The following is a 25,946-nucleotide window of genomic DNA, read 5'->3' as shown; positions in this document are numbered from 1 at the left end:
CTTTGGGATTCGACATGGGAAAGGCGATCGCCCTTTTGGTTATTTGGGGGAAAAGGGCGATCGCATTCTCAAATTATTTATCATTCTCTTGATTCTACTCTTCGTGGTTCTCCGACCTCTGCACCTCGCACCTTGTTGTTCATAAATTGTTTGAATGATTCTGCTCTTTCCAAGCTGGTAAAAGATGCGACTTGGATTGCTTCTATTCCTAAAGTTTTTCTCACAGTTGGATAAGCGTCACCGCAAAATAGCGATTTAACTGTTTGTAAATTCGCCTCACTATAGGGTACAAAAACCGGATAAAAATTAAGAGGATAAGCGTTAGCAGAGGTTGGCGGAGAATCGCCACACGTACTCTGGGGAAATCTGACGCTATCAAATGAATTAACTGGACGAGATGCAGTGGAATCAGAATTTGCTGGAGGTGTTACGGCTGCTAAAATCTCAATGATAATGGTATAATTTGAGTTGTTTTGGGAAGTAATTTCTGCTATATAGTCTCCCGTGCGGGGCAGTCGCCCTTGCCAAAAAGTTGAACTATTTGTTGCCGTTCCCAGCGTCATTCCCGATGGATCGATGACAGCAACATTCACATTTCCTTGCAAAATTCGGACACTAAACTGTTGCCCTTCTCCGCTGTTGACTAAGTAACGCTTAATCTGAGCAGGCGAAATGTTACCCGTAAGTGTGCTTCCAGTGCTGCCAACCGCAAAGCTAACTCGTTCGGTGTTGACTGAAGTCGGAAATGCAGGCGATCGCGATTCGGGAGATGATTCAAAGGGCGATGATTGAGATTGAGGTATGACCGCCGAAGTGGTTGATACTTCAGATTGATAATTCAATTTTTTGGCAATTCCAAACCCAGCCACACCTGCGAGCAATGTTGCTCCCACACCAATCGCTATCCACTGCCAAACTAATAGTTTTGGTTGTGGTTTTTGCGACTCATTAGTATCAAATGCAATAGCAGTTGCAGGCACATAAAACTCCGCTGGATTTTGGTCAATTGCCGGCAGCACTTGTACAGTATCGGCATAGCCATTTTGAGCTGGAGAAAAGTTCAAGGCAGATAACACCTCATTAGCTAAAACAAAGCTGTTTGGCGACTTATCTACAATCATGCGGTTAATAACTGCTGCTAGTTGGTCGCTGATAGTGCAGCGATCTTCCCAATTCCAAGTCCCGTCATAATTTCGCAAAGCTTCAGGACTTTTCCCTGTCAATAGCACAATTATTGTTACTCCTAAAGCATAAATATCTCCGGCAAAACTCACTTGCCCTGTCTGCAATTGCTCCGGTGCCACATAACTAGAAATGACAAAACTACTAGCCTGAACTAAAACCGCTTTTAAACTCACTTTCTCTTGTACGAAAGTATCCAGAGAAATAGCGCCGTGTACCAATCCCTGATCGTGCAACTGTGCCAATTGTGGCAGCACTTGTCGCAAAAATTCTGTCACTTCTGGCTCAGAAAAGCCTCGCCCCTGGCGATTGCTTAACACAATGCGATAAGGTATTCCTTGGCTCTGATTTTGCATAAACCACTATTCCTTTAGATACTTCCTAATTATTTAACTCTATACTTTTGATAATTTCAGCCATTTGTGTGGCTTTAATGATAGAACTTAACCGATGACTGCTCCATCTTAAATTTCCTTCTCGCGATAATTCATTCGCTCTTTGATAATAGTCAATTTCTCCAAAATGCTTATATTCTGTTGATTGTGTAAGACGGCGTTTGCAATAATAACAGCAGTAACTGACGACTAACTTAAACACTTTTAATTCAAAAGCGCCAAATTCTTCTGGAGAAGCTGATCGCAACATTTTCCAGACATCATCAGCGTCATAAGGCTCCAGGTTTTCTAAATATCGATACTTGTTAAAAATTCCTTTAACAAGGTTGTCAAAACCTGCTTTTGGTTTTTCAGGGGTCTGATAAATGCGATCGCCAAATTGGACTTCACTGTGAAAGTTTGCCCCTTGATTGTTGTAATTAGTAGAATCCTGCTGGTTGTAAGTGTCCCCATTGCGATTTTCAACGTTCATTTTTCCACCTTGAGTATTATAAATAGTTTCGCCATGATTGTTTTGAATATCACCTCCAAGAGCTATATTTCCTGTGTTCGTTCCCTGATTGCCCACAACATCGCGACCAGATGCTATACTGCGATCGCCTGATGCTTGAATAATTTGATTCATCTTCTCAGCCGTTTTTTCCTTCACAGATTCCCATCCATCTACCGGCAAACCTTTGCCACCTTGTAACATAGCAACAGCAACAGTAAAGTCCTCGCTAGAAATGTCGAAATTAGGCGTTTGTTTAGCGTTGCATTGAATCTGGGCGCTTTCCGGCACAGCTTTCGCTAAATAATTCATAATATTAGAAAGACACACATTGGTATCATGAGGCTGATTCCCTGCACCTTGCAGCGCTTCAATAAGATGGTAAGTGTAGATACTCATCTTATTATCGGTACGAATGTAAGATTGTTCCCCTCCATCGCAGGATGTAAAAACCGCTCGTCCTTTACCTTGACTGAGGTTGGCAGTTATCTCTTTAGGCAGTGCAGTTTGTACAAAACCAGATGGCAGTTTCATTGCAGCTTCTTCACTTTTAGCACTTGCCATCCCCCGTGCGTGGCAACTGTCAATTACAACGAACAGTCGCTTAGCTTGAATTTGGCGTAATGCACTATTAAAATCTTCAGCCGAAAGCGTAGTATTTGGGATGTCGAAAGGCTCGACATCGTGCGTTATTAGATAGTATTTACCAGTATCGTGAAGTAAGCCGTGACCGGAAAAATACACAAAAATAGTGGCTTCTGAGTCTTTCGCAGCTTGTTCTTGCAACCAGACTAAACCGTCCAAAATTTGATCGCGTGTAGCTTTAGTATTGTGAAGTAAACGGATGTGTTGCTGATTGTCTGGGTAGGAGCAGAAATTGGGATCTGTGAGGATAAATTTAAGTGCATTAATGTCTTTGACAGTAACGGGAAGCGACCAGTTTTTATAGTTAGCACATTCACCAACACCAATAAGTAGTGCATAGCCATGGTTGAAAGTATTAGACATCTTTAGTAATTCTCCAAGTTAGTTTATTTAATCAAAAAGACTCTGGCGTCGTTCGCTCATTGATTCTGTTCTGATAAAACCAGGTTTTCTTTGTCTCACCTGCTGGCGAATGTTGTGAGCTGCATCTCTGGCAGTTGAATTATAAGATCTTGAACTTGATTCCGAAATCATGCGAATATCAATTATAGGGAATATAACTTCCTTGCTATCTGTAGTCGTAATCAGAATTGCTTCTCCATATATCTCTTTACTAACTTTTGGTAAATGTGAAACATTGGATGAAGAAATTTCGATCGTTTTTACAGAGACAATACTATCATAAAGGTACTCACAAGTTTCATCTCTTAATGAGGTTCCTCTGATAAAATTCCACTTACATCTGTAATATGCTATGAAGTTTTTACACGGAAATATCGCAATAAAGTCATAAATGCTATATTTATTATTTTTGTCAATTCCGGGTTCGCAAAAATAATCACTTATGCCTACAGTATCTATTAGTTCTTTCCAATTAATAAAATTAGAATCGCTTAGTTTCTGACTAACTCCACTGAACAGCGGTATCGGTTTGCCGTCAATTATATTTCCGATATCTTCCCCATTTCCTTCCACAATTCTCAATTCCTGCTGACCAATATCAATCAGTTGTTGCAGATCGTATTCTAGCCATTTCTGAATTTGCTCGTCTGATACTGGGGGACGCAGAGTTTTGAAATTATATAAAATGACTGCAATAATACTTAGCATAAATGTGTACCAAGTATTAATGAAAAGTGTAATAATTATTAACATCATGAAAACATAGACCAAAATTCCATCTAGAGGCAATCGCTTTTCCTTGATAGATGCTATAAAGTCGTCTACCACTTTTTTGATAATGCTTTCCAGGACTACTGCCGCATTATTGCGTTTTCTTAAGCATTCAAAATAGGCTCGAATTAACTTTCGATCTGGCTCTTGTGAAATTCTTTGTGAACTTTGTGGCGGTACGGTAGCAGGATGCGATATTGGTATGGATGGAGAGTAGATTGACGGACTTGGAATTGTCTGTGCTGACACTGGTTTACTCTGATTAACAGTTGGTTGTGATGTCTGTTGTTGAGTTACATTCACGCTGTTATCTATAGGTGTTGCGACCAATAAAACTCCACCAGCGATCGCAATTCGCGTTTCAGCTTTGATGGAATAATCAGTTATCGGCTGACTGTCAATGAAAGTGCCATTTTTACTACCTAAGTCGCAGACGTGCCAAGTATTCGTATATTGGTTAAAACTGAATTTCAGATGGCGGGTGTCCACAACATTAACGTTGGGTAGAGGAATGTCGCAGTCTGAGCCACTGCCAATAACGTACTCTCTCCCGTTTGGCTTCAGCGTCCAACTTTGACCAGTTTGTTCTAACTTAAGTTTGAGTTGCATGAATTTTGGTTAAAGTTTAATAGATTTTTCAGATCATCTAGAGCCTGTCTCAGTCAGCCATCTGTGGAATTATTACCACCAATAGCCCCAAAAGTAAGACACAAACTGAGTTTAAAAGGGTTGTCCTCCCTAATTTTTCTTAGCTGCCCTAGGTTCTTGTGAACTTCCATATAGCTATCAGCCTGAGTCCGCAAGTTTTATGCAAAATACTGCTTTTTTGTTATAAAACTTTACCTAGCACCGTCTGACGTTCGGAGATAGTAGTTTTGAGATTAATTGAAACGATCGCCCTAATGCACCCTAAGCCCCGACGAACCGCAACAGTAGCGGTACTTCTCAAGCTCTATTTATCTATCAGGCTCAGTCCCCAAGTTTTATGCAAAATACTGGTTTTTTGTTACAAAACTTTATCCAGCGCCGTCTGACGTTCGCAGATATTAGCTTTGAGGTTCGTTGCAGCGATCGCGCCCATTGTTGAATCTGAGTATTCCTACTCGGCGTCACACCGCATCAACGAACTCAACTGAAGTTGATATCTGTAACATTACACTTTGTAAATTTAAATGTCAACTAACGAACATTAGCAATTTTGGTTATGCTAGCGTTAGCTAAATATCATAAAATCTGAAAATGGCACAAAAAGAAGACTTATTTGCCGAAGCAGCCCAAAACTGGGACTTAGAAAGGCTTTACGAAGCTTTCGCAGAAGCTAAACGGCAAATCTCTCCCCGATCGCGCAGAGGACTAACAGACACTGAAAAGCTTTATCTCCGAGGACTACTTTCCGGTTGCAGTCCCGCCGAAATAGCTAAAAAAATGTTTCAGACTCCCAAAAGTGCAGAGGTTTATCTGTGTAAGACTTTATACCAATATGTTAAAAAACTGGCAGATTTACCGAACGAACCAGTGGGAAATTGGAGAAATGTTTGCGATCGGCTAGAGGAAGGAGGATTTAAAGTTCAGTCGTCAGCACAATTTAAAGTTAATAATTCTTTGCCGACAGAAGCATTAGTAAAAATAGTTAATATAGGTTGGCTTGAACAAAGTACAATATCGATGGATATCAATATTCAGTTAACATTCCCTTCAACTTCAGAAACTCCAAAAAAAGAAGACTTAGATAAAAACGGTTAGATGTGCGATCGCACAACCCAAACAAATCCCACAAATCAACCCTCTCTTCTCTTAGTCCGCGGAGGCGGACATCGTTTGTATAGCCGCGGTTTCAACCGCTACGCGCGGTTTCAACCGCCGAGGCTTCGTTGATCTACGCGCGGTTTCAACCGCCGAGGCTTCGTTGATCTACGCGCGGTTTCAACCGCCGAGGCTTCCTTGATATACGCGCGGTTTCAACCGCCGAGGCTTCTTTGATCTACTATCCAAAACATCAAGAATCGCCCGATCGCACTTGCTCAAAATCTTCAGCATCCGCCGGCAAACCAGAACCCTCGCCATTCCTCAACCGTGGCGATTCGCCATTACCCGCACCCGCAGCGTAACCCCCAGAATACCTGTCATCCAAACCCGAATCCCTCAGCGAAATCGCACTTCTTTGACTCTGCGACAATCTATCTGTCGATCGGCGATTTGTCCCAGAAATCGGCGGCTTCCGAGTTAAAGTTTTCCAAGCAGCCTTAATCCCCGTCACCACGCTGCGAGTTGTCACCTGCACGTTTTGCGCCTGCTTCTTCGCGCTACCAATACTGCGATCGACTTGTTTGACAACCTCCCCCGCACTTTGCACCCCATCGCTGACATCATCCGTCAACTCGCTAATTTCCAGCCCCGTCAACCGAATCGCCTCCAAAGTTGGCGGAAACTCGCGCGCAAGCGTGTCAGCCAGCTTTTCCACGCTGCGGGCTGCCCTTGCTAGCGCTTGCACCGCAGGTATTAAAGTCACTAAAACAGCAGTTAGGCTAACCGCCACTAGCAAAATCGAAAGTCCTAGCCAAAATATGGGGTCACTCACTTGAATCTCGGATTTGGGGCTGACCTAAGTGTTGCAGTAAATCAATGATTGCGATCGACTCACAATAATTAAAATACCTTATTTTTGGTTGATCCTGACCTTGTTAGCGGACGGGAGGGCGCGACGGGGGAGTCACTTCGACTTCAGTTTCCGACAGCGTTTGACGTTCCCGCTGAGTCGCTTCTAAACCGGCTGCGATCGCCTCCTTGAGTCTAACCAAAGTTTCGTCCCAATTTCGCAGTGCAGTCTCCGAAAGTCGATCGGCTTGCAATTGGACGCTAGTCGATAAATCCTCCGCCAACTCCGGCAAAGCATCGGCCGATTTTTTCAATATCTGCCGCGTCTCCTTGCCCGTTCGCGGTGCCATCAGCAAGCCCGTCACGGCCCCGATCGCCGAACCCACCAACAGACCGCCAATAAATAATCCCGAACGTTTACTTGACATTTTTATAACTTCTCTCCATACAACTTTAGGATACCTTACCTCAAAGGTCGTGAAGCGAAGCTATCCCGTAGGGAATCGCGCCTGAGCCAAAGCATCCGCCCCAAACCCAGCAATCCCAAAAGTTGCTGAACCTGTTGCAGTTGCGATTCCAGTTGTTGATAATCCCGGCGTAATTGGTGAGCACCTTGCTGCCTTTTTGCAAAGAAATTCGGCGATTTTGCGAGGACATTGCTGCTACAGCGCTCGATTGCTGCGATCCGAACTTCAAAACGCGCGATCGTCCGTCTAATTTTCCACACTCTCGCAGCTATATAAAAACCGATCACAGATATCATTAAATTGATAATTACAACAGCCGTCAGCATTTCTTACCTATTTTCAATTATTAACATATTCCGCTGTTTGTGGCGAAATTATAGCCCTATGTTGTAGCGACACAGCAGTGTTCATTAGTGTCAAATCAAGTCTGAAGCCTGAGAAATCTCGCTTTTATCTGAGGCAAGATCCCCCTAAATCCCCCTTAATAAGGGGGACTTTGATAACTTCCTGTCCCCCCCTTAAGAAGGGGGGCTAGGGGGGATCAGGCCTTAATCGTCAGACAGCAAATCTGCACTACGTCTTATCTTAAATTGACACCAACGAACCTGATTGTGTCCCCATCAATCGGGATAAAACCTCAAGCCTGAGACATCGCCGGCAAACAAACCTTAGTACCGCCCAAACCGCAATAACCGTTCGGGTTTTTAGCAAGATACTGCTGGTGATAGCTTTCCGCGTAATAAAACTCAGAAGCATCAATAATTTCAGTCGTAATCTTACCGTAACCAGCAGGCGTCAAAGCTGTCTGGTAAGCATCCCGCGAAGCCTCAGCTAGCTGCTTTTGGCTGGCTGAATACGTGTAAATGCCCGATCGATATTGAGTACCCGAATCATTACCCTGACGCATTCCCTGAGTCGGATTGTGACTTTCCCAAAAAACTTTTAGCAGCGTTTCGTAACTCACTACTTTCGGATCGAACACAACCAAAACAACTTCATTATGTCCCGTCATCCCGCTGCAAACTTCATTGTAAGTAGGATTCGGAGTAATCCCCGCAGCGTAGCCAACCGCAGTCGAAAAAACACCTTTTTCCTGCCAAAATTTGCGTTCCGCGCCCCAAAAACAGCCCAGGCCAAACATCGCAGTTTCCATGCCGTTTGGAAACGGAGGCTTGAGGGGATTGCCATTAACAAAGTGAGTTGCCGGTATCGGCATCAACTCTGCCCGTCCCGGCAATGCGTCTTGGGGAGACGGCAGACTCGACTTTTTGCCAAATCCAAATAGCGCCATAAGTTTGTGAGGAGATCTCTGATAAACGTCTTTACCTTACTTAATAATATCAGATTTTTGCGGAAAATAGTCGGCCTTTTGAAGATAGACGATAAAAGGCACGAGGCAGAATTGTTTTTCGGAGTTTTTTTGTGATACCGCTCACTATAAATGAATTTTTCAATCACACTACATAGTGCTATCTGTCACCATAAAATGCCTGAAATATCACCTGTTGTTGAGGCAACAATCACCCGGATATTCTGCAAAACAGGCGATCATTAAAAGTATGGCGTTGTAGAATTATTCAATACGATTTATTTGGAGTGTGTAGAAATGGCAGCTAAACCTTGCAATAAACCTTTAAAATCTAATCCATTTATTACTTACCGCGATCCGATTACAGGTAAGTGGATTGTGATCTATCATGATTTGTCGAAATTAGCAGAACAACCACAGCTAGCACTGGCTTGAGATTTTTTATTGATTTTATCTTAAAATCAAGAATGTTTGGCAACTTGTTGGGTGGCTCAGCTTAGAGGTTTTCGATGATTAAGCAAATCAAATTATACCAATTTGCCAAATTAATGCAAGAGTATATGCAGGGTGTGGATCCCTCGACAATCTCTAAAAAAGAGTAAAAATCGGTGGGCGACGCACCTTACACATTGGGTGCACTAAACAACCCTCCGTTTCACTCCGGCCAACAATTTTATAGTTGCCACATTTTTTATAAATGGTATTATATCATATCACTCAATTATCCTTAGTAAAATTTTTTGTAGTGAGGCATTTAGTTATCTTGAAATTATGCGGACTGAAGTCCTCACTACGAACCTATTTGAGTGTTTTTATTCTAGAGCTGATGCACCCTAATTTTCAGCATTGCTCATCTGTTTTTGTAGTTCTAAGTACCGATAGAGATATTCCGAAATTATTCCGTGCAAAAACAAGTCGCGTGCCGCATTAAACGGACTGTTGGGCGCTAGCGGATGGCGGTTGACAATTACATGATTCCAGTCATGATTTCCGGTAATCTCGCTGACGTACACTCCGAAGTTTTCATCTAACTGAAGCGACATCACCGCTCGCGCAAATTCGTCGCTAGTCAAACAGAGAGAATAAAATACTTTAAACAATTCGATCGCAGATTCTAAATCCAAAATCCTCAGCCACCTCGGTCTTTCAAAATCTATTGCAACTGTTACAGGTTGAATGCTATCATAATTAATTCCGCGTTTTTGGACAAGCTGCAACCAGTTGGGATTTGTCAGTATTGCTTGGTTGTAGTCCCAGACAAAGTTATACAAAATTAAGTCGTGTTCGAGAAAGGCATTGTCAGCTAAATCGCTAACTGTGCGCGGATAAAGTTTTGACTTTTCAATCTCGGTATCCGGGCCGTTGTCAATTAAGAAGTTGATAATGTTGGAGCCGATGCTGATGTGCCGCACAATTAAATAACAAGCTTCGGGCGAGACAAAGTTATTTAGGAAAAATGCAGCCGATTTGTGCATTAAAGTGTAAGCGCGAAATTGAAAGGGCAACAGGCGCTTTGCTATCATAATTACCGCTAGCAACAAGTTAGCAATTATTTTGATCGGGATGAGCAAATAATTGCGAGTCCAGTTTTGCAAATCCCGCATCATATATGCTTTTGCAACTAAATCGACGGGAATTGACCGATCGCAAAACAGGACATCCCAAACATTCGGATCTCGGCGGTTGTACGGTTTGGTAGCGTAAGGGACTTTCTGCTCGTCGGGAAGAGTTTTGATATCTTGTTTTTGCAGCTTTTGCATTAGCGGATTTCCTCCAATTGCAATAGATATAAACGAGCAGTGACGCGGGCGGTTTTGACAATACGACGGGCGATGTCCTCTGTCATCCATTCGGCATTAATCAAATTTTCTAATTTGGCTAAATGCGACTCGTCATTAGCTCCGTGATAAGCTAAAAACGATACTTGTTCGTCTTGCAAACCGAGAGTTTCTTTGATTTGTTTTGCCCACTTTCCCGCCAACCGATTTCCCAATCCTTCGATGATAAACATACTGCCAATTAAATCAACCGGATTTTCCCGCGATGCTTGGTGGAAGATAAAAGCTGACAGTGCTTCGCTGCCAATATTCTTATCATATTCCACAATTTTTGACAACTCGCCGCCGACAGAAACATAATTCCGTTCTAACATTTGATAGTCGCGGTGTTCGTCTTGGGCGTGGCCGATAAAAGTCGATCGCAAACGAAAGTCAGTCATGTTAGAAGCCGCGCGCGCAATCCAGCGAGATCCCTCCACAACTTGTGGGCGGAGATTGCACAGCAAAGCTTGATAGTCTTCTATGGTAAACTCTCCTCGGTACAATTTGCGGACAATGGGAACGGAACGAATTTCGCGATCGAATCTCAGCCAAATCCAGGCTAACTCCCGCAACAAATAAGCTTGCGGAGAGTAAAATATTTCCGGTTTAACACTTTCGAGAGGCGAAGCTTCGGGAACATCAATGGATTGAAAACTTTGAGAAGTCATAGATTTATTCGTGCTTTCCACAACAGTTAACATCATGTATGCCGTTGTAAAGCGACCACTTTCCGGAACAAAACAAAAGATTTTTTGTCCGGGCTGCAATTTGCCAGAGTTGAACAATTCCTCTAACATTAAATAAATCGCTGCACAGCCTGTATTTCCCCGCGAGTACAAGTTAGTAAACCATTTTTCTTCGGGAATCATGCAGCCTGCTTGTTCCAAAAGTTCGACAATTTGTCCCCGGAAAAAGTGAGAGGAATAGTGGCACAGCAGCCAGTCAATTTCCTGCGGACAAACTCTCCCATTTTTAATCAAGCTCAGCCAACCTTCAACGCCTAATTTCATTACATTGTCTAGCAAGCGAATATTTTGCCGCAAGTCAAAGGCTCCGGCTGTGGCTGCATCGAGGTAGGATGAATAATCTAACCAGCTTTTGGTTGATGTTTCGTTTGCTAATCCTGAATACATACAAACTGGATAAGCATTAGCGTGAGAAATCAATTCAATCCATTCTATTTTTAAGCTAATTCCTGAGGCATTCGGATGGTTTTGGAGCAAAAATGCTCCGGCGCCGTCGGATAGCATCCAACGCAGAAATTCTGTATCGAAAGGTAGGGGTTTTCCGGCTTGGACTGATGTTTCTGTTTCAAATTTACTATTTTTGAACAGGCGCGAGGGAAATTCCGAGGCTACGGCGATTGCTGTTTGTTTTTTGCCGAGTTCGAGTTGAGATGTGGCGTAATTTAAGGCGGTAACTCCCGCACAGCAAACTCCTTGAGTTGAAACTATTTCTAGGGGAGATAATTCGGAAAGTTCCCCGTGTACTGTGCTGGCAAATCCTGGTACTAATAAGTCTGGTAAAGTGGTAGCGCAGGCGAGTAAGTCGATCGCCCCTGGTTCCAAATTTGCCTGGGCGATCGCATCCCGGACAGCAAACGCTGCCATTTGGCTGTTAGAATAGAGTGTTTGCTGCTGTTTGTCGATCGCGTAATAGCGCTGTTTAATCCCGTTACTGTTGAGAATGCGCTGTCTGACTCTCGAAGGGCGATCGGCAATTTTGCCTAGATACTCCTCCATCTCATCATTATTAATCGCTTCTCCCGGCAAAAATTTCCCAATCCGATTGATATAAGCGCTGTGCATACCCTAAACCTCTCAAAATACTAATTTAGTCGAGTTCGTTGTTTGTTAAGTAAGTAAGTAAGTAAGTAAGTAAGTGAGTGTAAATCAATTTAACCAGAAAGAATTGGTTGAAAGCCCGCCCGATCGGGAGAAATTAAAATCAGACTATTCATTACTCCAATCCTCGGACTTAAGGGTAGAGGCCGCTCTCAAACTGTCAACGAGAAATTAAAATCAGACTATTCATTACTCCAATCCTCGGACTTAAGGGTAGAGGCCGCTCTCAAACTGTCAACTGTCAACTGTCAACTGTCAACTGTTCAACGACATACTTAAATCAAGCCTGAAAATATCTAAAATTGATTGTGCTTTGTGAAGCACTGAACCTGCAAGGAGCAACCAGTTGTATTGTAGAGTCAGGGGAAATCAGACAAGTTCAGCAACAGCGGCAACAAGTAACATGAAGCGGGGTGAAGTTTTTTGTAAAATTAAGCCAAAATATATAACTAGAGTTCCTTCGCTGCTTCCCGACTGAAATGGATATTGCAAAACTAGATGCTTGGTATTCTCAATCTCAGCGCCGCGCTGCTGTTTCCCTGTTGATGAAACGAGTAGGCGTCACTCGCACTAGGGCTGAATGCTTCGTCAGACTTTGGATTTACTTATCAGTGAAACAGCTTCAGGAAAGCCAGCCCCGCGTCAAACCGCCGCTGACTAAACTGGAATTACCAGCCACAGAAGTGCAGTGCACTCACCGGGAAGCAGCAGAACTATTTTACTCGGATTCCGATCGCGGGAGCGATCGCGCCGCCGGCATGATGTTAGATAAACTAGAAGCACTCGGATTGATCGAAAAACACTTTGACGGAAACGCTACAGAAATTAAAATTCAACCCATCCCAGAAATTTTAGATCCGCCGAAGCCCGAAAATTCAGTCAAACTCAAATTAGATGATTTTAACCCTCGGTGCGATGCAATTCCGGTAGCAAATTTACTAGCAAGCTATTATAACTGGATGAACCGCAGCACCAACGCAGTTCCCCAAAAGATTGCTAAAGTTATTCGGCTTTCGGCTGCTCAATATTCAAAAGGAATGCGAGTTTTGCGTCGCTGTGACAATCTCAATCCAGTCGGATTTTATTTACTTTATCCCACCGCTAGCGAATCGGATGTTAATTTTTTTAGTGCTCCCAGCAAAAGCCTGCATTTAAGTTCTGTTTCTGATATCGATCCTTTCAAGATGGCGCTACCAGGAGATCGGAATTGCCAGTCAGTGTTTGTCCGCTGTTGGGTAATCGATCCGAAATATTTAGAAGAATACCGAATTACTTTGATTGAGGATGTACAAAAAATTTTAGTAGAAATCCAAACAGATTTTCCCAATCTTTGCGACTTGTACACGTTAATTATTCACCCCAGCTATGAAAAAATGTCCTATGCTTTGGGGTTTCAAAAGACTAACAGTGATGCTCAGTTATCTCTTTATTGGATGTATTTAGCGTTGGATAGATTTTTGGCGCTGGATATCAAGGAAGCACTAAAAAATTTGTAAGTCAGAAACCCCGTTTGAGTCGGCGGTTGAAACCGCGCCTACACAAACAATGTCCGCCTCCGCGGACTCAAGAAGATCGCCTAATTTCAACCGCCTTTGCCTTCAACCCGCGGAGGCGGGTTTTGTCTGTATAGACGCGGTTTCAACCGCCGTGTCTTCGTAGTTTACAATACCTCGCAACCGCCTTTGTCTTCAACCCGCGGAGGCGGGTTTTGTCTGTATAGACGCGGTTTCAACCGCCGTGTCTTCGTAGTTTACAAAACCTCGCGACCGAGATAAGATTGGAGAACTTCCGGCACTTTTACCGTCCCATCCGGCTGCTGGTAATTCTCCAAAATAGCCGCCATTGTCCGCCCCACAGCTAAACCGGAACCGTTAAGCGCGTGCACGAATTGAGTACCTTTTTTCCCCGCTTCTTTAAACCGAATATTTGCCCGCCGCGCTTGAAAATCTGCGACATTGGAACAACTCGAAATCTCGCGGTATTTGCCCGCAGAAGGCAGCCACACCTCTAAATCGTAGGTTTTTGCCGCCGCGAAACCTAAGTCGCCGGTACAAAGCTCGATCGCCCGATAGGGCAATTTCAGCGCCTGCAAAACACCCTCAGCATCCTGCACGAGCTTTTCGTGCTCAGCCTCCGAGGTACTCGGATGCACGAGTTTTACCAATTCCACCTTATTAAATTGGTGCAACCGAATCAATCCCCGCGTATCCTTACCGTAACTTCCGGCTTCCCGGCGAAAACAAGGAGTGAAAGAACAGTGATAAACTGGCAACTGTTCTGCTGTCAAGATTTCACCTCGGTACAAATTCACCACCGGAACTTCAGAAGTAGGAATTAACCATAAATCGTCTTGATCGCACTTAAAACTTTCTTCAGCAAATTTGGGAAGCTGCCCGGTTGCTGTGAGGGATTCGGTGTTAACTAAAAGTGGGGGAATTACTTCTACATAACCAGCTTTTGTATGGCGATCGAGCATAAATTGAATAATCGCTCTTTCCAGGGCTGCACCGGCTCCAACTAACGTGACAAAGCGGGGACTAGCGATTTTTACTGCCCGTTCAAAGTTGATAATTCCTAATTTTTCGCCGATTTCCCAGTGGGGCAAAATCTCGGGATTTTGGGGAATGTATTCGTCTCCCCAGCGCCGGATTTCGATGTTTTCATCTTCATTTTTGCCTAACGGAGTTGACTTACCGGGCAAGTTCGGCAATGGTAACAATAAGGCTTCTATTTGAGCTTTTAAGTCTTTTTCCTGTGCTTGCAATTCGTTCGACTGCGTGCCGACTTCGTTACCTTCTGCTTGCAAAGTTTGAATTTCGGGAGATTCGAGGGGTAAACCCGATTTTCTTTTTTGCCCGATGAGTTTGGCTATTTCGTTGCTGCGGGCTTGCAGTTGCGATCGCTTACCTTCCAACTCCCGCTGCTGTTTGTCTAGTTGCAGAATTGGCTCGATTTCGTGATTGCCTCCGCGAGTGTTGAGGCTGTCTTGTACGGCTTGCGGGTTTTCTCGGATTAATTTGAGGTCTAGCACGGATTTATTTTAAATAATATAGGACTTGCCGATCGCCAACCCGATTTCTGGAAAAATATCGGCTTTCGCGAGCATAAATCTACGAATCTACAGGCTTTCTGAGGATTTTTGCGTCAGTCCTATCTTAGGTTAACAGCGACAATGCGATCGGACATACAAGCTTTGGCAATCATTTAGCACCTCAAATATAATTTATTCTCATCGAAAAAACTGCGTTGGTGTCACCCATGATGGGTGACACCCCACAAAAGGATGCTATACTAACCACATTAGTAGATGCACCCTGATAATTTTCTCCCCTAACCAGCGATGTTTAGGGGCTTTTTGTTTTTTGGGCGACATGAAAGTTAGGGCCCAGATGAAAGTTAAGATAGGACGTACGGTTGAAACCGCACGCCAAACAAACGATGTCCGCCGGACGCCGACTAAAGAGAATAACGTAATTTCAATCGCTGTGTCTTTTATCTTCAACCCGCGGAGGCGGGTTTCGCTTGTATAGGCGCGGTTTCAACCGCCGTGTCTTTTATCTTCAACCCGCGGAGGCGGGTTTCGCTTGTATAGACGCGGTTTCAACCGCGCCCGTCTTCTTATCTATCAAATCTAAATAAAAATGCGATCGACAAATCACCTATTCTGTTTCCTAGAAATATTTTCCAGCGAAGGCGGGATTCAATCCTACATTCAAGACATCCTGAAAGCTTATTTGTCACTAACCGCAGCCAAAAACTTTCCGCCACAAGCAGAAGTTTTGCTGTTGCGAGATGCTCCAGATTGTCACAATCCCTTCGAGTCCAAAAATCTCAAATTCTCTTACCTAAAAACTGATCCCGCTTGGCTTGGCCGTTTTAAGTTTGCCACCAAATTGCTAACCTGCTTGGTGCAAAAACGACCTCAACGGGTTTTCTGCGGTCACATCAAACTTGCACCGCTCATTAAAACATTATGCCAGCCGCTGGGAATTCCCTACACGATTTTAACTTACGGCAAGGAAGTTTGGGAAACACTTCCGCTAAAATATCAAATAGCAATGAGACAAGCCGATCGCATTTGGACGATTAGCAGGTACACGCGCGATCGCACTTGCGAACTCAACAACTTAAATCCCGAGAAATTCCAAATAGTGCCTTGTACTGTAGATGAAAAACTATTTACTATCGGCCCCAAACCGCTGCATTTATTAGAAAAGTACGATCTGACTGGTGCTAAAATATTGATGACTGTAGCCCGATTGCGATCGACCGATAGTTACAAAGGCGTCGATGTCACAATTCAAGCTTTGCCGGAAATTGCCAAAAGTTTTCCCAATGTGAAATACTTGGTTATTGGACGCGGGGACGATCGCCCTAGATTAGCAAAACTCGCCACCGATTTGGGAGTTGCCGAAAGAGTTATATTTGCGGGTTTTGTACCGACAGCAGATTTAGCAGCACATTATCAGTTAGCCGATGCTTATGTAATGCCCTCCCAGGAAGGCTTCGGTATAGTGTATTTGGAAGCTTTAGCTTGCGGAATACCAGTGCTCGCCGGGGACGCGGACGGATCTGCCGATCCGCTGCAAGATGGTAAACTGGGATGGCGAGTTCCTCACCGAGATCCGGCAGCAGTAGCGGTTGCTTGTGTGGAAATGCTGCGAGGAAAAGATAAAAAGTGCGATCGGCATTGGTTGAGGGAACAAACCCTCGCAGCGTTCAGTTTTCAATCCCTTTGTCAATCTCTAATTGGGATTTTTCAGATAGATCGCCCAGATTAATTTATGACGTAGAGGGCAGTTTCTCAATGTATAATAGGAAAATTAGCTCAAACACTATCTAAATTTATTAGTACAATTTGATTCCCGTACAGTAACTGTCAACTGTCAACTGTCAACTGTCAACTGATAGAGTTATGCCTACCTGAAAAGACACCAAAGGAGACCACCGTGAACCAAGGCACCCCCAAAATCTCTTTAAACTTACCCCGTATTAGCAATTGGCTGATATTGCTGGGCATCGCCTGCGTGTTGGTGTCAATTGGTTTGGGTTGGGTAGTTAAATCATTATTGATTGTAGTAGGTTTGTTGCTGCTAACACCTGTGGTGGGATTTTTCGCGCTTCAGTGGTGGCTGAAACGCAATTTAATTGAAGACAAGTGTCCTGTTTGTCAGTACGAATTCACAGCTTTAAATCAAACTCAGTTTCAGTGTGCTAATTGTGGCGAACCTTTGAAAATAGAGGAAGGTCATTTTAGCCGTTTGACTCCGCCCGGTACGATCGATGTTACCGCCGTTGAAGTATCATCTGTTCAACAGTTAGAAGATTAATTGGGAATTGGGCATGGGGCATGGAGCATAGGGCATAGGGCATGAGTTAGTTGTTGGTTATTTTTGTTTGTTGTTACTTGTTACTTGTTATTTGTTATTTGTTACTTGTTGGTTGTAATAACCAATTCTTGATGCCCAATGCCCAATGCCCAATGCCCAATGCCCAATGCCCGATTCCCAAAATTATTTTTCTAAACGCACTGCATACCACTGCAAAAACTTTCCAGGCCCGACATCTAATTCACAATAAGTATCAATTAAATACTTAGCTTGAGCTTCCACCGAAGGAAATTTTACCACATCAGCCGGCAAATCTTCGTGTTCCTGGGATAAGACCGCTTTCAGCTTTTCTAATAGTTCCACCGCCGTCAAAAACTGCTCCGGCTGGTTTGTTTCTAATACCACAAAGGTGTCTTCGTCATACAGTGACATAGTTTTAAAGGTTGAGGTTAATTATTTCTAAAGTTTCCAGCAGTTAAGCTAGCCAAAGTATAAACTCTTAATTACAATTTTTGGGGCCCGGGCTCGAACGTGTTAAAATAGAACAACATCAGAATTCCTACCGGATTACCGTTATTAACTTAGTTCTTAACCGGGTTGTCAACAGATCCGCCACAGCATTTCTGAGGAAATTTGTCAAGTGCAAATTTGTCAACTGTCCAATTGTCAAGAAATATTCGATCGACCTTTATCTAATTATAACTGGCACTATACATTCCCATGATCACATCTACCAATTCAACCGCTGCGGCGCGCAAGCCCTCGAAATCAGAAGGTCTCAAAGAACGCAGCAACTATTTACGAGAACCCGTTGCGACTGAACTGTTACAAGAAACAACCCACTTCACCGAAGACGGGATTCAGATTCTCAAATTTCACGGCTCGTACCAACAAGACAACCGCGACAATCGAGTTAAAGGACAAGAAAAAGACTATCAGTTCATGCTCCGTACCCGCAATCCCGGCGGGTTAGTTCCACCCCAGCTCTTCTTGGCGTTAGACAAGCTATCAGAAGAATACGGCAACCACACGCTGCGCGTCACAACCCGCCAAGGTTTCCAAATTCACGGCGTGCTGAAAAAAAATCTTAAAGCAGTGTTTTCCTCAATTATTAAAAATATGGGGTCAACCTTGGGAGCTTGCGGCGACTTGAACCGCAACGTCATGGCACCGCCAGCACCTTACAAAAATCGCCCAGAATACCAGTATGCTTTGCAATACGCCAACAATGTCGCCGATTTGCTGACACCGCAAACCGGTGCTTATTACGAAATTTGGCTCGATGGCGAAAAGGCTATTTCCGCTGAGGAAGACCCCGCAGTTAAGGCCGCCAGACAGCAAAACGCGAACGGCACAATCTTTAGCGACGACAAGGAAGAGCCGATTTACGGCGAGCATTATATGCCGCGCAAGTTCAAGTGTTCTGTTACTGTACCGGGAGACAATTCAATAGACTTGTACTCTCAGGATTTGAGCTTGGTGGTAATTACCAATGAAGCTGGCGAGTTGCAAGGTTTTGACGTGTTTGCCGGCGGCGGTTTGGGGCGCACTCACAACAAAGAAGAAACTTTTGCTCGCGTTGCGGACGAGATTTGCTATGTTGCCAAGGATGATGTTTACAATTTGGTCAAGGCAATTGTAGCAACCCAAAGAGATTTTGGCGATCGCACAGACAGACGACACGCCCGACTCAAGTACCTGATTAACGACAAAGGCGTCAAGTGGTTCAGCGAAAAAGTAGCCGAATATTTTGGCAAACCGCTAGAAGCGTTTAAACCTCTGCCTGAGTGGAAGTATTTTGATTTCTTGGGCTGGCACGAACAAGGCGACGGCAAACTGTTTGTCGGCATTTCCGTAGAAAACGGTCGGATTAAGGATGAAGGCTCGTTTCAGCTAAAAACGGCTTTGCGGGAAATCGTGCAGAAGTACAATTTGCCTCTGCTGGTGACACCGCACCAAAACGTGACGATTTACGATATTTCGCCGGATATCAAATCAGAAATTCAGGGAATACTCGATCGCCGCGGCATTCAAGCGGAAACTGCGATCGACCCCTTAGTACGTTATTCTATGGCTTGTCCGGCATTTCCCACGTGCGGGCTAGCGATTACCGAGTCCGAGCGCGCGATTCCCGGCATTTTAGAGCGGATTCGGGCGATTTTGACCAAAGTTGGCTTACCAGACGAGCATTTTGTAGTGCGGATGACTGGCTGCCCCAATGGATGCGCTCGCCCTTATATGGCAGAATTGGGATTTGTTGGGAGTTTCCCGGAATCTTACCAGATTTGGCTGGGCGGTTCTCCCTCACAAACCCGGCTGGCAAAACCCATTGAGGAAAAGCTGCACGTCAATGATTTTGAAGCTTTTTTCGAGCCAATTTTTGTTTATTTCAAGCAAAAACGGCAACAAAGCGAGAGTTTTGGCGATTTTTGCGATCGCGTTGGGTTAGAATCTATCCGTCAATTTGTAACCAATCACCAATCTGCTGACTCGATGACAACTGAGATTAATGATTTAGATGTTACGTCTAGTAACGGCGATGAAAACGAGACTGCCACTGCTGGCGGTGGTAAAGTCCGCCGTCGCATCAGCGTCCGCGATGAAATCTACAACGAGCTCAAGGAAGAAGCAGCCCGTCAGGGCAAGCCTATCACGCAGCTAGCTACAGAGGCAATTTCCACTTATTTGAAGAAGATTAAGGAGGAAGGATAAGCCGATTTTCGATTGTCAATTTTCGATCGCATCAGATAAAGTTCAGACCAAAGTAACATAAGGGCAGAGCATTTGCAGAAAAAACCTTGAATTTGTCAAGTAATTCCGGTTGTAAATGCTTTGCCTTTATTGTTTCTGAATTGGTTGGTCTTTTACATAAAAACGGCGATTGAAATCGCTTCTATACAAACAATGTCGGCCTCCGCCGACTAAGAAATAAGTCGGGTAAATAGTCTATAGCCCTTCTCAGATAGGTGAGGTATGTTGTTGGGCTTCAGCCCTCTTATGGTGATTATATAGTAAGCGAGATCGCATCAAAAACTCCAATTACAGTAATACCTCATCTTTCTGAGAAGTCCTATATCTCTTCTCTTCCTCTCTTCCTCTGTGTTCTCTGCGGCCTCTGCGGTTAAATAAAAAAATCTAATACAAAGCGAGCAATCCAAAATCTCATGGCTCAATTACAAAGATTAGCAGTTACCGCAGCCCAAATTAGTGCTAACAAAATCGACTTAACAAAAGAACAACAGCATTATTTAAATCGCGTGTTGCGGTTGCAAGCGGGCGATCGATTTATAGCAATGGACGGCTGCGGACATTGGTGGTCAGCAATTCTAGAAGTGCAGGAAACCGGGTTATTTGCCTCGATAAAAGAGGAGATTGCGGTTAACAGGGAGCTTCCCGTCGCAGTAACTTTGATCGCCGCTTTGCCCAAGGGAAACGGCTTTGATGAGGTTGTCCGACAGGCCGCGGAGTTGGGAGTGGCAAGTATTGTACCCGTGACGAGCGATCGCACTTTGCTCAAACCAAGCGCTCAAAAAGTCGATCGCTGGAGAAGAATTGCTGCCGAGGCCGCGGAACAGTCGGAACGTCAAATTGTGCCGACGGTTGTAGAGCCTATTCCCTTTGATTTTGCTGTCAAAGATTGCTGTCAAAAATATCGATATATTTGTGTTGCTCGCGGGGATAATCGGCATTTGTGGGATTGTTTGGCTGGTTTAGAATCCCCCCAGATCCCCTTGCTAAGGGGGGAGAAAGAACCGGATGAATTATCGACTGTAATAGCTGGTTTAGAACCCCCCCAGCCCCCCTTCTTAACGGGGGAGGAAGAGCCGGAATCGATCGCGATTGCGGTTGGCCCGGAGGGCGGCTGGACTGATGGAGAAGTGGAAAGGGCGATCGAGTTTGGTTTTGAACCTGTTTCTTTGGGTAGGAGAATCTTGAGGGCGGTAACAGCACCAATGGTGGCTTTATCCTTGGTAGGAGCCGCTTTTGAAAAGCACCCATCCCAAAAAATATTTTCCTGAAGTGCTAGATATGGTAAAGGAAGCTAAAATGTCAATGAGTCCTTAGGCATAAAACTAAAATGTTAAAATCAGTAAAGGGTATATATCGAGACGGCAAAGTTGTGTTATTGGAAACTCCGGGCGACTTAACCGAAGGGAAAGTTATCGTTACTTTTCTGGCAGAATCAGGATTAGTAGAGCTGCAATCTCTCGGTATCGATCGGCAACAAGCAGGAGATTTACGGGTAAGGTTGAGCAGGTTTGCAGAGGATTGGGAACGACCTGAAATGGATGCTTACGATGCTTTATAGGCGAGGTGATGTAGTGCTGGCTTTGTTTCCCAACGCTGATTTGCGGACTGCGAAACGCCGTCCAGTTTTGATAGTTCAAGCGGACAATCTGGGCACTGGTTTAGGACAAACTATTACAGCGATGATTACTAGCAATTTAGCCCGCGCAGGACACCCAAGCCGGGTTTTTGTTTCCCTAGCAACACCGGAGGGCCAGCAAACACGATTGTTAGCTGATTCCGTAATCATGACAGACAATCTGGTGACGCTTCTAGAAGTTGAAATCGATCGCAAAATTGGTATTTGGTCAAATATGCCGGCGGTAGATGCAGCTATCAAATATACTTTGGCAATCCCATCGACAGGGCGAACCGCCAAATATAAAAAAAAGTTTTAAATTTATTATATCAAATCTGTCTTGTGTTAAGAGAATTCGTAAAATAGGTGTTTAAGGGCAATGAAAAGAAATTTAAGGAAAAGCCGATCGCTCTTTTGGTCAATCGCGCTTTTGACAATGTTAGCTACAACATCAGTTTTCGCACAATCTGAGCACTCTGCGATCGCTCAACAGATTAATTGCGATCGCCCCCAAGGAGATGCACAAGTCAGATCTTGTATTAGGTTAAGGTACGAAGCCTCGGATAAACGCCTGAACGAGGTTTACAAGCAACTGGCTGCTAAATTGAGCAAGGAAGAGAAAGCCCTACTTGCGGAAGCTCAGTTAGGCTGGATCAAAGTGCGAGATAATAGCTGCGAATTTGAAGTGTATAGAAATCGCGGTGGTAGCGGGTTTCAAGGCTTTCTGAATGAGTGTTTGGAACGAGCTACTAAACAGCGCACAGCCGAATTAGAGAAATATTTACAGAGATAAACAATGATGAAAATGCGATCGCCCTTAAGCTTCACAATCAACTTACTAATTTTTAGTGTAGCTTCCCTCCCAATCTTAGCACAATCCACACCGACCATTCAAAGCATCCCCAATGGCGACTACTTTTACGGACAAACAAGCAAAACAAATCAGCCCGGTAAAGAGTACATATTCTTAAGGAAATCCAAGAAGACTGTCACAGGATTTGGCTACCAAAGAAATACAAGTTATCGTTACTGTTTTCGAGGTAATGTCAATAAAAACACTATGATCCATCCCACCGTGATTGAGTTCACGGACGGCCCCGCAGGACATAAACTTTATCAGATTAAATCTATAGATTTAAATAGTTTTCAGAGACTCAATGGTTCAGACACTCAGGTAAATGGCAGACAAAGGCTGACAGAATGTATCAAGTTATTCGAGAAAAATAAGAAAATTTAGAATCCAACAAAACCTCGATCGTAACAAAGATTAATTTTCCGACATCTGCGTTAACTTGCGTGCATCTACGGTTCAAAGAAAATCAAAAAACGGGAGTATAATTCATGAAAATGCGATCGCCCACAATCACCGCCATTATCTCAGCAGTCTTAGCCACCGCCAGCATCCCAGCAGTTTTCGCCCAGCGACAGCCATCAACCACCGAAATCAACATCGATAAAAATTGTCGCCCCAACCAACAACTACCGCAACTTGAAAGATACACTATCTTCTTCAGAAACGAATTCACAACTAACGGTCAAAAATATTGGTTCTACAGCGCCCGCTATCAAGATGGAGGCGTGGTTCTGTGTATATCAAAACCCAATTTTGACCAACCAAAACATTTAAATCAACCCAAAATACAAGCCAATTTTATTGATAAAATAGTCCGAGATACCAAAAACCAAACTGCCTTTATCGTCACAGTCAGAGAAGGAAATGGTCTTGATACACCCATGACAAATTATGGCTTAGATTTCAAAAATGTCGATCGACCAAAACTCACCTCCCTTTCCCTCCTACAGCAACGCGGAACCCTCAAAGACGGCGACCCCAGCCTTCCCAACGGCAGCTTCTACCGCGAACACAGCTTCCAAGGAAATGCAAATCAATCCATCACCATCGACCTCAAAAGCAGATCCTTCGAGCACTTCATCACCCTCATCGCACCCAGTGACAATAAAATTGTAGATATCAAAGCAGTTCGCGTCAACAAGAGAGAATCCCAAATAACCGTAAAATTGCCCAGTAACGGCACTTACAAAATAGTTGTTCAAGGACTCGATCGCACCAGCAAAGGTTCATACACCCTCAGCATTAATTCCAATCAACTTTAACAAACACCAGCCCAAATATTATATAGCACTTCTCAGGACACATCCGCGTTCATCCGCGGTTATAAAATCTAAATCTTATCCTTGCAAACAGCCGAAAATTACCCACAAACATCAAAGCAAAACTTGTTAATCACTGGCAAAACCAACCAAACATCAGCCAAGATAGAAACACACCCATTCCCCCAACCGCCATGACAGACATCCACGAAATAGCCACCGCCCTCGAAAGCCAAGACTACAAACAAGCCGCCCAACTCATCAAACAACTGCAAAAAGAATCCCCCGAAAATCCTTGGGTACAATACTACATCGGTCGTTACTACGAACTCACCAACAACCCCGACAAAGCCCAAACCACCTACAAACAAATACTCCGCGACATCACCAACCCCAAAATCGTTTCCCAGGCCCGCCAAGGCATTCAACGCATTGAAACGGCACAACAAAACCTCCGCCAACAAGCCATCGAAACTGCCAAAAACGACCCCAGCAGCCTAGAACCCGGACTCCTCATCCTCGAACCAGTGAGTCCCGAAGACAAACCCGCAGCCGTACAAAATATCAGCAGAATCTTCAAAATCGACGCGTACACAACCCGGATGCAAATTCAAAGCCGCGGCTGGAGACTCTACAAAACCGGCCCCATTGCCGAACTCAGAATTTACGGCCAAGAACTTCTCAACGCCGGAATTCCCGTATTTTGGGCAACCCTAGCCGACATTAAAAACATCCAAATTTTCCGAGTCCAACACTTCCAGTCTCTCTCTTCTCCAGCGGTTGTTTGTAAAGATAACCTAAATCGGCTCGGTGCTATAGAATTTAACTGGTCAGAAGTCAGCCAAAGAGTAGAAGGCTTATTACCAATGTTCATGGAAATCATGGACTACTCGCCCAACCGCAGAAACGAGCAATTTCGCCACAAAGAAATCACCCAAGATTACGCTCAAATCTGCGACTTGCACATTCCCAGCCGCAACTGCATTCTGCGAATTTGCGACCAAAGTTACGAATTTAAACAAGGCGTTGACTTCACTCAAAGTTCAGCAACTAGCGTAGCTTCACCGCAGTCAAAAAACAAAAAATCTAGTGTCAAAAAATCCCCACAAATACCTCAAAGTACCACCAGAATTAACTGGAATCATTTGCTAGAAATATTTGACCAACAGCTTGACGTTACAGTTTGGTCGGAATTTACTCCCTTTGCGGAGACAGTTCTCGATTACACGCATATGTTAAGCAAAATCGAATCTCATGTAGAGGTAGAGCGCAAATCCGAAACTCCTTGGGACTCGGCGTTCCAGCTATACAGCGGATTAGCCTTTCTCAGACACCCAGGAAATAGGGAATAAAAAAAGAGTTAAAAATTAAAAATGAGGAATCCCATTTTTAATTTTTCAACCCCAGCATTTGGAATTATCCAATCCCCAATTCCCTATTGCGAATTCTCCATTTCCTACTTGGTTTTCACCTGACGAGCCATTTCCCGGAAATTATTCATGCTTGGGCCTGGGGTGCGACGATTTGCAGTTGGTGTCGGCATTAAATTATTAGGAGCAAAAGTCAGAACAGGTTCAGCTTGACTCGACACTTTGCCGTTAGTTGCAGCAGCAGGTACCTTCGGCACTTCCGAAGTCTTAGCAGCAGCGCTAGCGACTGGTTCTTTTTCTTTCTTAGACTTTTTCTCTACCTTAGCTTTATTCGCCGGTTCAGACTTCTCAGACTTGACAGCCTCAACTTTTGCCGGTGCGGCTGCAACAGGCTCAGCCTTCGCAGGTGCAACCTTCGCAGGTTCTTTATCCGAAGATTCGCCCAAATCTAGGAAATATTCAGACTTTTTCAAGCCCAACAGTCCAGCGAAAAAGCCGAAAATACCGCCGAAGAAATTTTTGATAAAACCAAACATTAGACTTACTCCTTTTGTTTTTTTAGAGAAATTTGTACAAGTTTGTCAACAAAGTTAGATTACGAGCTAAGGCAACCTTTGTCTATATTTCTTAATCAAAATTTACATTTTTTGATTAAAAATGCAGAGCTTCTAGTAATTTTTACTCAGTAATGCCAGTTTTAACTTTGCACTTATTTACGATTATCTCAGAATTTATGACTGATTTGCTATTGGCCAGCGATACCTCAAGCCGATTCGCCATCTGTCCTACTCGGGGTCAAACTCCCTAGGGGAGTAATTTATGCTGTAATCGGCAAGCAATTTTCTTTT

The 25,946-nt window shown here is 44.0% G+C and carries 25 protein-coding genes; 13 read left to right on the top strand and 12 right to left on the bottom strand.

What is annotated here, in order from left to right; translation table 11 throughout:
• Positions 1–80: 80 nt before the first annotated feature.
• From JGK14_RS18870 to JGK14_RS18860, 3 genes are read right to left on the bottom strand one after another with little or no spacing between them, the layout of a single operon-like run.
• On the bottom strand, positions 81–1,538 hold the full coding sequence (locus JGK14_RS18870; protein ID WP_325315377.1) for a hypothetical protein: 1,458 nt from the start codon (positions 1,536–1,538) through the stop codon (positions 81–83).
• Between the two features lie 25 nt (positions 1,539–1,563).
• Positions 1,564–3,075, bottom strand: coding sequence for a caspase family protein (locus tag JGK14_RS18865; RefSeq protein WP_293326038.1), 1,512 nt, complete (start codon positions 3,073–3,075; stop codon positions 1,564–1,566).
• 27 nt (positions 3,076–3,102) lie between these two features.
• Positions 3,103–4,494: an FHA domain-containing protein gene (locus JGK14_RS18860; RefSeq protein ID WP_325315376.1), complete on the bottom strand. Its 1,392-nt coding sequence runs from the start codon at positions 4,492–4,494 to the stop codon at positions 3,103–3,105.
• Between the two features lie 630 nt (positions 4,495–5,124).
• Here JGK14_RS18860 and JGK14_RS18855 point away from each other — a divergent pair.
• The gene (locus JGK14_RS18855; RefSeq protein WP_293197419.1) at positions 5,125–5,628 is read left to right on the top strand and encodes a helix-turn-helix transcriptional regulator; all 504 of its coding nucleotides are present in this window, start codon (positions 5,125–5,127) and stop codon (positions 5,626–5,628) included.
• Between the two features lie 253 nt (positions 5,629–5,881).
• Here JGK14_RS18855 and JGK14_RS18850 read toward each other — a convergent pair whose 3' ends face one another.
• From JGK14_RS18850 to msrA, 4 genes are all read right to left on the bottom strand, one after another.
• On the bottom strand, positions 5,882–6,463 hold the full coding sequence (locus JGK14_RS18850) for a DUF948 domain-containing protein (protein ID WP_293326032.1): 582 nt from the start codon (positions 6,461–6,463) through the stop codon (positions 5,882–5,884).
• A 103-nt stretch (positions 6,464–6,566) separates the two neighbouring features.
• The gene (locus JGK14_RS18845) at positions 6,567–6,908 is read right to left on the bottom strand and encodes a YtxH domain-containing protein (RefSeq protein WP_293181877.1); all 342 of its coding nucleotides are present in this window, start codon (positions 6,906–6,908) and stop codon (positions 6,567–6,569) included.
• Between the two features lie 35 nt (positions 6,909–6,943).
• Complete coding sequence (locus JGK14_RS18840) at positions 6,944–7,273, bottom strand: hypothetical protein (RefSeq protein WP_293181879.1); 330 nt, start codon at positions 7,271–7,273, stop codon at positions 6,944–6,946.
• A gap of 311 nt (positions 7,274–7,584) precedes the next feature.
• Complete coding sequence (gene msrA, locus JGK14_RS18835) at positions 7,585–8,238, bottom strand: peptide-methionine (S)-S-oxide reductase MsrA (RefSeq protein WP_325315375.1); 654 nt, start codon at positions 8,236–8,238, stop codon at positions 7,585–7,587.
• A 315-nt stretch (positions 8,239–8,553) separates the two neighbouring features.
• On the opposite strand from msrA, the gene JGK14_RS18830 reads away from it, so the two are divergent.
• Positions 8,554–8,691 carry a hypothetical protein gene (locus JGK14_RS18830; protein ID WP_293181883.1) on the top strand — a complete coding sequence of 46 codons (138 nt, stop codon included), beginning with the start codon at positions 8,554–8,556 and terminating at the stop codon, positions 8,689–8,691.
• Between the two features lie 398 nt (positions 8,692–9,089).
• On the opposite strand, the gene JGK14_RS18825 is transcribed toward JGK14_RS18830, so the two are convergent.
• Positions 9,090–10,016: a DUF6999 family protein gene (locus JGK14_RS18825; RefSeq protein WP_293212068.1), complete on the bottom strand. Its 927-nt coding sequence runs from the start codon at positions 10,014–10,016 to the stop codon at positions 9,090–9,092.
• Positions 10,016–11,884, bottom strand: a complete 1,869-nt coding sequence (locus JGK14_RS18820) for a 3-oxoacyl-[acyl-carrier-protein] synthase III C-terminal domain-containing protein (protein WP_325315374.1) — start codon at positions 11,882–11,884, stop codon at positions 10,016–10,018. The genes JGK14_RS18825 and JGK14_RS18820 overlap by 1 nt, the downstream gene beginning before the upstream one ends.
• Before the next feature lie 515 nt (positions 11,885–12,399).
• On the opposite strand from JGK14_RS18820, the gene JGK14_RS18815 reads away from it, so the two are divergent.
• A complete protein-coding gene (locus tag JGK14_RS18815) occupies positions 12,400–13,416 on the top strand; it encodes a hypothetical protein (protein ID WP_325315373.1) in 1,017 nt (338 codons plus the stop codon).
• Between the two features lie 254 nt (positions 13,417–13,670).
• On the opposite strand, the gene serS is transcribed toward JGK14_RS18815, so the two are convergent.
• Positions 13,671–14,951, bottom strand: a complete 1,281-nt coding sequence (serS, locus tag JGK14_RS18810; RefSeq protein ID WP_325315372.1) for a serine--tRNA ligase — start codon at positions 14,949–14,951, stop codon at positions 13,671–13,673.
• Positions 14,952–15,561: 610 nt separating this feature from the next.
• Between serS and JGK14_RS18805 the strand changes: the two genes are divergently transcribed.
• Both JGK14_RS18805 and JGK14_RS18800 read left to right on the top strand, forming a co-directional pair.
• On the top strand, positions 15,562–16,701 hold the full coding sequence (locus JGK14_RS18805) for a glycosyltransferase family 4 protein (RefSeq protein WP_325315371.1): 1,140 nt from the start codon (positions 15,562–15,564) through the stop codon (positions 16,699–16,701).
• Positions 16,702–16,869: 168 nt separating this feature from the next.
• Positions 16,870–17,250: a hypothetical protein gene (locus JGK14_RS18800; protein WP_293212062.1), complete on the top strand. Its 381-nt coding sequence runs from the start codon at positions 16,870–16,872 to the stop codon at positions 17,248–17,250.
• Positions 17,251–17,433: 183 nt separating this feature from the next.
• Here the strand turns inward: JGK14_RS18800 and JGK14_RS18795 are convergent, their stop codons facing one another.
• The gene (locus tag JGK14_RS18795; protein ID WP_293181897.1) at positions 17,434–17,682 is read right to left on the bottom strand and encodes a chlororespiratory reduction protein 7; all 249 of its coding nucleotides are present in this window, start codon (positions 17,680–17,682) and stop codon (positions 17,434–17,436) included.
• Positions 17,683–17,970: 288 nt separating this feature from the next.
• Between JGK14_RS18795 and sir the strand changes: the two genes are divergently transcribed.
• The 8 genes from sir (at position 17,971) to JGK14_RS18755 (ending at position 25,080) form a co-directional block, all read left to right on the top strand.
• The gene (gene sir / locus JGK14_RS18790) at positions 17,971–19,962 is read left to right on the top strand and encodes a sulfite reductase, ferredoxin dependent (RefSeq protein WP_293218527.1); all 1,992 of its coding nucleotides are present in this window, start codon (positions 17,971–17,973) and stop codon (positions 19,960–19,962) included.
• A gap of 452 nt (positions 19,963–20,414) precedes the next feature.
• Positions 20,415–21,269 (top strand): RsmE family RNA methyltransferase, encoded by an 855-nt coding sequence (locus tag JGK14_RS18785; RefSeq protein WP_325315370.1) that lies wholly within the window; start codon positions 20,415–20,417, stop codon positions 21,267–21,269.
• A 59-nt stretch (positions 21,270–21,328) separates the two neighbouring features.
• Entirely contained in the window at positions 21,329–21,559 is a 231-nt protein-coding gene (locus JGK14_RS18780; RefSeq protein ID WP_293181902.1) for a hypothetical protein, read from the top strand.
• Positions 21,549–21,935, top strand: a complete 387-nt coding sequence (locus tag JGK14_RS18775) for a type II toxin-antitoxin system PemK/MazF family toxin (protein WP_293191687.1) — start codon at positions 21,549–21,551, stop codon at positions 21,933–21,935. Before JGK14_RS18780 ends, JGK14_RS18775 begins: the two co-directional genes overlap by 11 nt.
• Positions 21,936–22,052: 117 nt before the next feature.
• Positions 22,053–22,409, top strand: coding sequence for a lysozyme inhibitor LprI family protein (locus JGK14_RS18770; protein ID WP_293181906.1), 357 nt, complete (start codon positions 22,053–22,055; stop codon positions 22,407–22,409).
• Positions 22,410–22,412: 3 nt separating this feature from the next.
• Entirely contained in the window at positions 22,413–22,853 is a 441-nt protein-coding gene (locus JGK14_RS18765; protein WP_293181908.1) for a hypothetical protein, read from the top strand.
• A gap of 104 nt (positions 22,854–22,957) precedes the next feature.
• Positions 22,958–23,731 (top strand): PPC domain-containing protein, encoded by a 774-nt coding sequence (locus tag JGK14_RS18760; protein ID WP_293191689.1) that lies wholly within the window; start codon positions 22,958–22,960, stop codon positions 23,729–23,731.
• A 191-nt stretch (positions 23,732–23,922) separates the two neighbouring features.
• Positions 23,923–25,080 carry a tetratricopeptide repeat protein gene (locus JGK14_RS18755; RefSeq protein WP_293181912.1) on the top strand — a complete coding sequence of 386 codons (1,158 nt, stop codon included), beginning with the start codon at positions 23,923–23,925 and terminating at the stop codon, positions 25,078–25,080.
• A 104-nt stretch (positions 25,081–25,184) separates the two neighbouring features.
• On the opposite strand, the gene JGK14_RS18750 is transcribed toward JGK14_RS18755, so the two are convergent.
• Positions 25,185–25,634, bottom strand: a complete 450-nt coding sequence (locus JGK14_RS18750; RefSeq protein ID WP_293181914.1) for a hypothetical protein — start codon at positions 25,632–25,634, stop codon at positions 25,185–25,187.
• Positions 25,635–25,946: the final 312 nt, after the last annotated feature.

Origin of the sequence: Microcoleus sp. PH2017_28_MFU_U_A (assembly GCF_020738035.1) — a bacterium.
Classification (GTDB): Bacteria; Cyanobacteriota; Cyanobacteriia; order Cyanobacteriales; family Microcoleaceae; genus Microcoleus.
The sequence above is the reverse complement of the archived record's forward strand: the minus strand, read 5'-3'. Positions and strand labels throughout refer to the sequence as shown.

Bases quoted from the DNA above. Each gene is read 5' to 3' on its own strand.
- JGK14_RS18870 (WP_325315377.1), bottom strand. From the start codon at position 1,538: ATGCAAAATCAGAGCCAAGGAATACCTTATCGCATTGTGTTAAGCAAT.
- JGK14_RS18865 (WP_293326038.1), bottom strand. From the start codon at position 3,075: ATGTCTAATACTTTCAACCATGGCTATGCACTACTTATTGGTGTTGGT.
- JGK14_RS18860 (WP_325315376.1), bottom strand. From the start codon at position 4,494: ATGCAACTCAAACTTAAGTTAGAACAAACTGGTCAAAGTTGGACGCTG.
- JGK14_RS18855 (WP_293197419.1), top strand. From the start codon at position 5,125: ATGGCACAAAAAGAAGACTTATTTGCCGAAGCAGCCCAAAACTGGGAC.
- JGK14_RS18845 (WP_293181877.1), bottom strand. From the start codon at position 6,908: ATGTCAAGTAAACGTTCGGGATTATTTATTGGCGGTCTGTTGGTGGGT.
- JGK14_RS18840 (WP_293181879.1), bottom strand. From the start codon at position 7,273: ATGCTGACGGCTGTTGTAATTATCAATTTAATGATATCTGTGATCGGT.
- msrA (WP_325315375.1), bottom strand. From the start codon at position 8,238: ATGGCGCTATTTGGATTTGGCAAAAAGTCGAGTCTGCCGTCTCCCCAA.
- JGK14_RS18830 (WP_293181883.1), top strand. From the start codon at position 8,554: ATGGCAGCTAAACCTTGCAATAAACCTTTAAAATCTAATCCATTTATT.
- JGK14_RS18825 (WP_293212068.1), bottom strand. From the start codon at position 10,016: ATGCAAAAGCTGCAAAAACAAGATATCAAAACTCTTCCCGACGAGCAG.
- JGK14_RS18820 (WP_325315374.1), bottom strand. From the start codon at position 11,884: ATGCACAGCGCTTATATCAATCGGATTGGGAAATTTTTGCCGGGAGAA.
- JGK14_RS18815 (WP_325315373.1), top strand. From the start codon at position 12,400: ATGGATATTGCAAAACTAGATGCTTGGTATTCTCAATCTCAGCGCCGC.
- JGK14_RS18805 (WP_325315371.1), top strand. From the start codon at position 15,562: ATGCGATCGACAAATCACCTATTCTGTTTCCTAGAAATATTTTCCAGC.
- JGK14_RS18795 (WP_293181897.1), bottom strand. From the start codon at position 17,682: ATGTCACTGTATGACGAAGACACCTTTGTGGTATTAGAAACAAACCAG.
- sir (WP_293218527.1), top strand. From the start codon at position 17,971: ATGATCACATCTACCAATTCAACCGCTGCGGCGCGCAAGCCCTCGAAA.
- JGK14_RS18785 (WP_325315370.1), top strand. From the start codon at position 20,415: ATGGCTCAATTACAAAGATTAGCAGTTACCGCAGCCCAAATTAGTGCT.
- JGK14_RS18780 (WP_293181902.1), top strand. From the start codon at position 21,329: ATGTTAAAATCAGTAAAGGGTATATATCGAGACGGCAAAGTTGTGTTA.
- JGK14_RS18775 (WP_293191687.1), top strand. From the start codon at position 21,549: ATGCTTTATAGGCGAGGTGATGTAGTGCTGGCTTTGTTTCCCAACGCT.
- JGK14_RS18770 (WP_293181906.1), top strand. From the start codon at position 22,053: ATGTTAGCTACAACATCAGTTTTCGCACAATCTGAGCACTCTGCGATC.
- JGK14_RS18765 (WP_293181908.1), top strand. From the start codon at position 22,413: ATGATGAAAATGCGATCGCCCTTAAGCTTCACAATCAACTTACTAATT.
- JGK14_RS18760 (WP_293191689.1), top strand. From the start codon at position 22,958: ATGAAAATGCGATCGCCCACAATCACCGCCATTATCTCAGCAGTCTTA.
- JGK14_RS18755 (WP_293181912.1), top strand. From the start codon at position 23,923: ATGACAGACATCCACGAAATAGCCACCGCCCTCGAAAGCCAAGACTAC.
- JGK14_RS18750 (WP_293181914.1), bottom strand. From the start codon at position 25,634: ATGTTTGGTTTTATCAAAAATTTCTTCGGCGGTATTTTCGGCTTTTTC.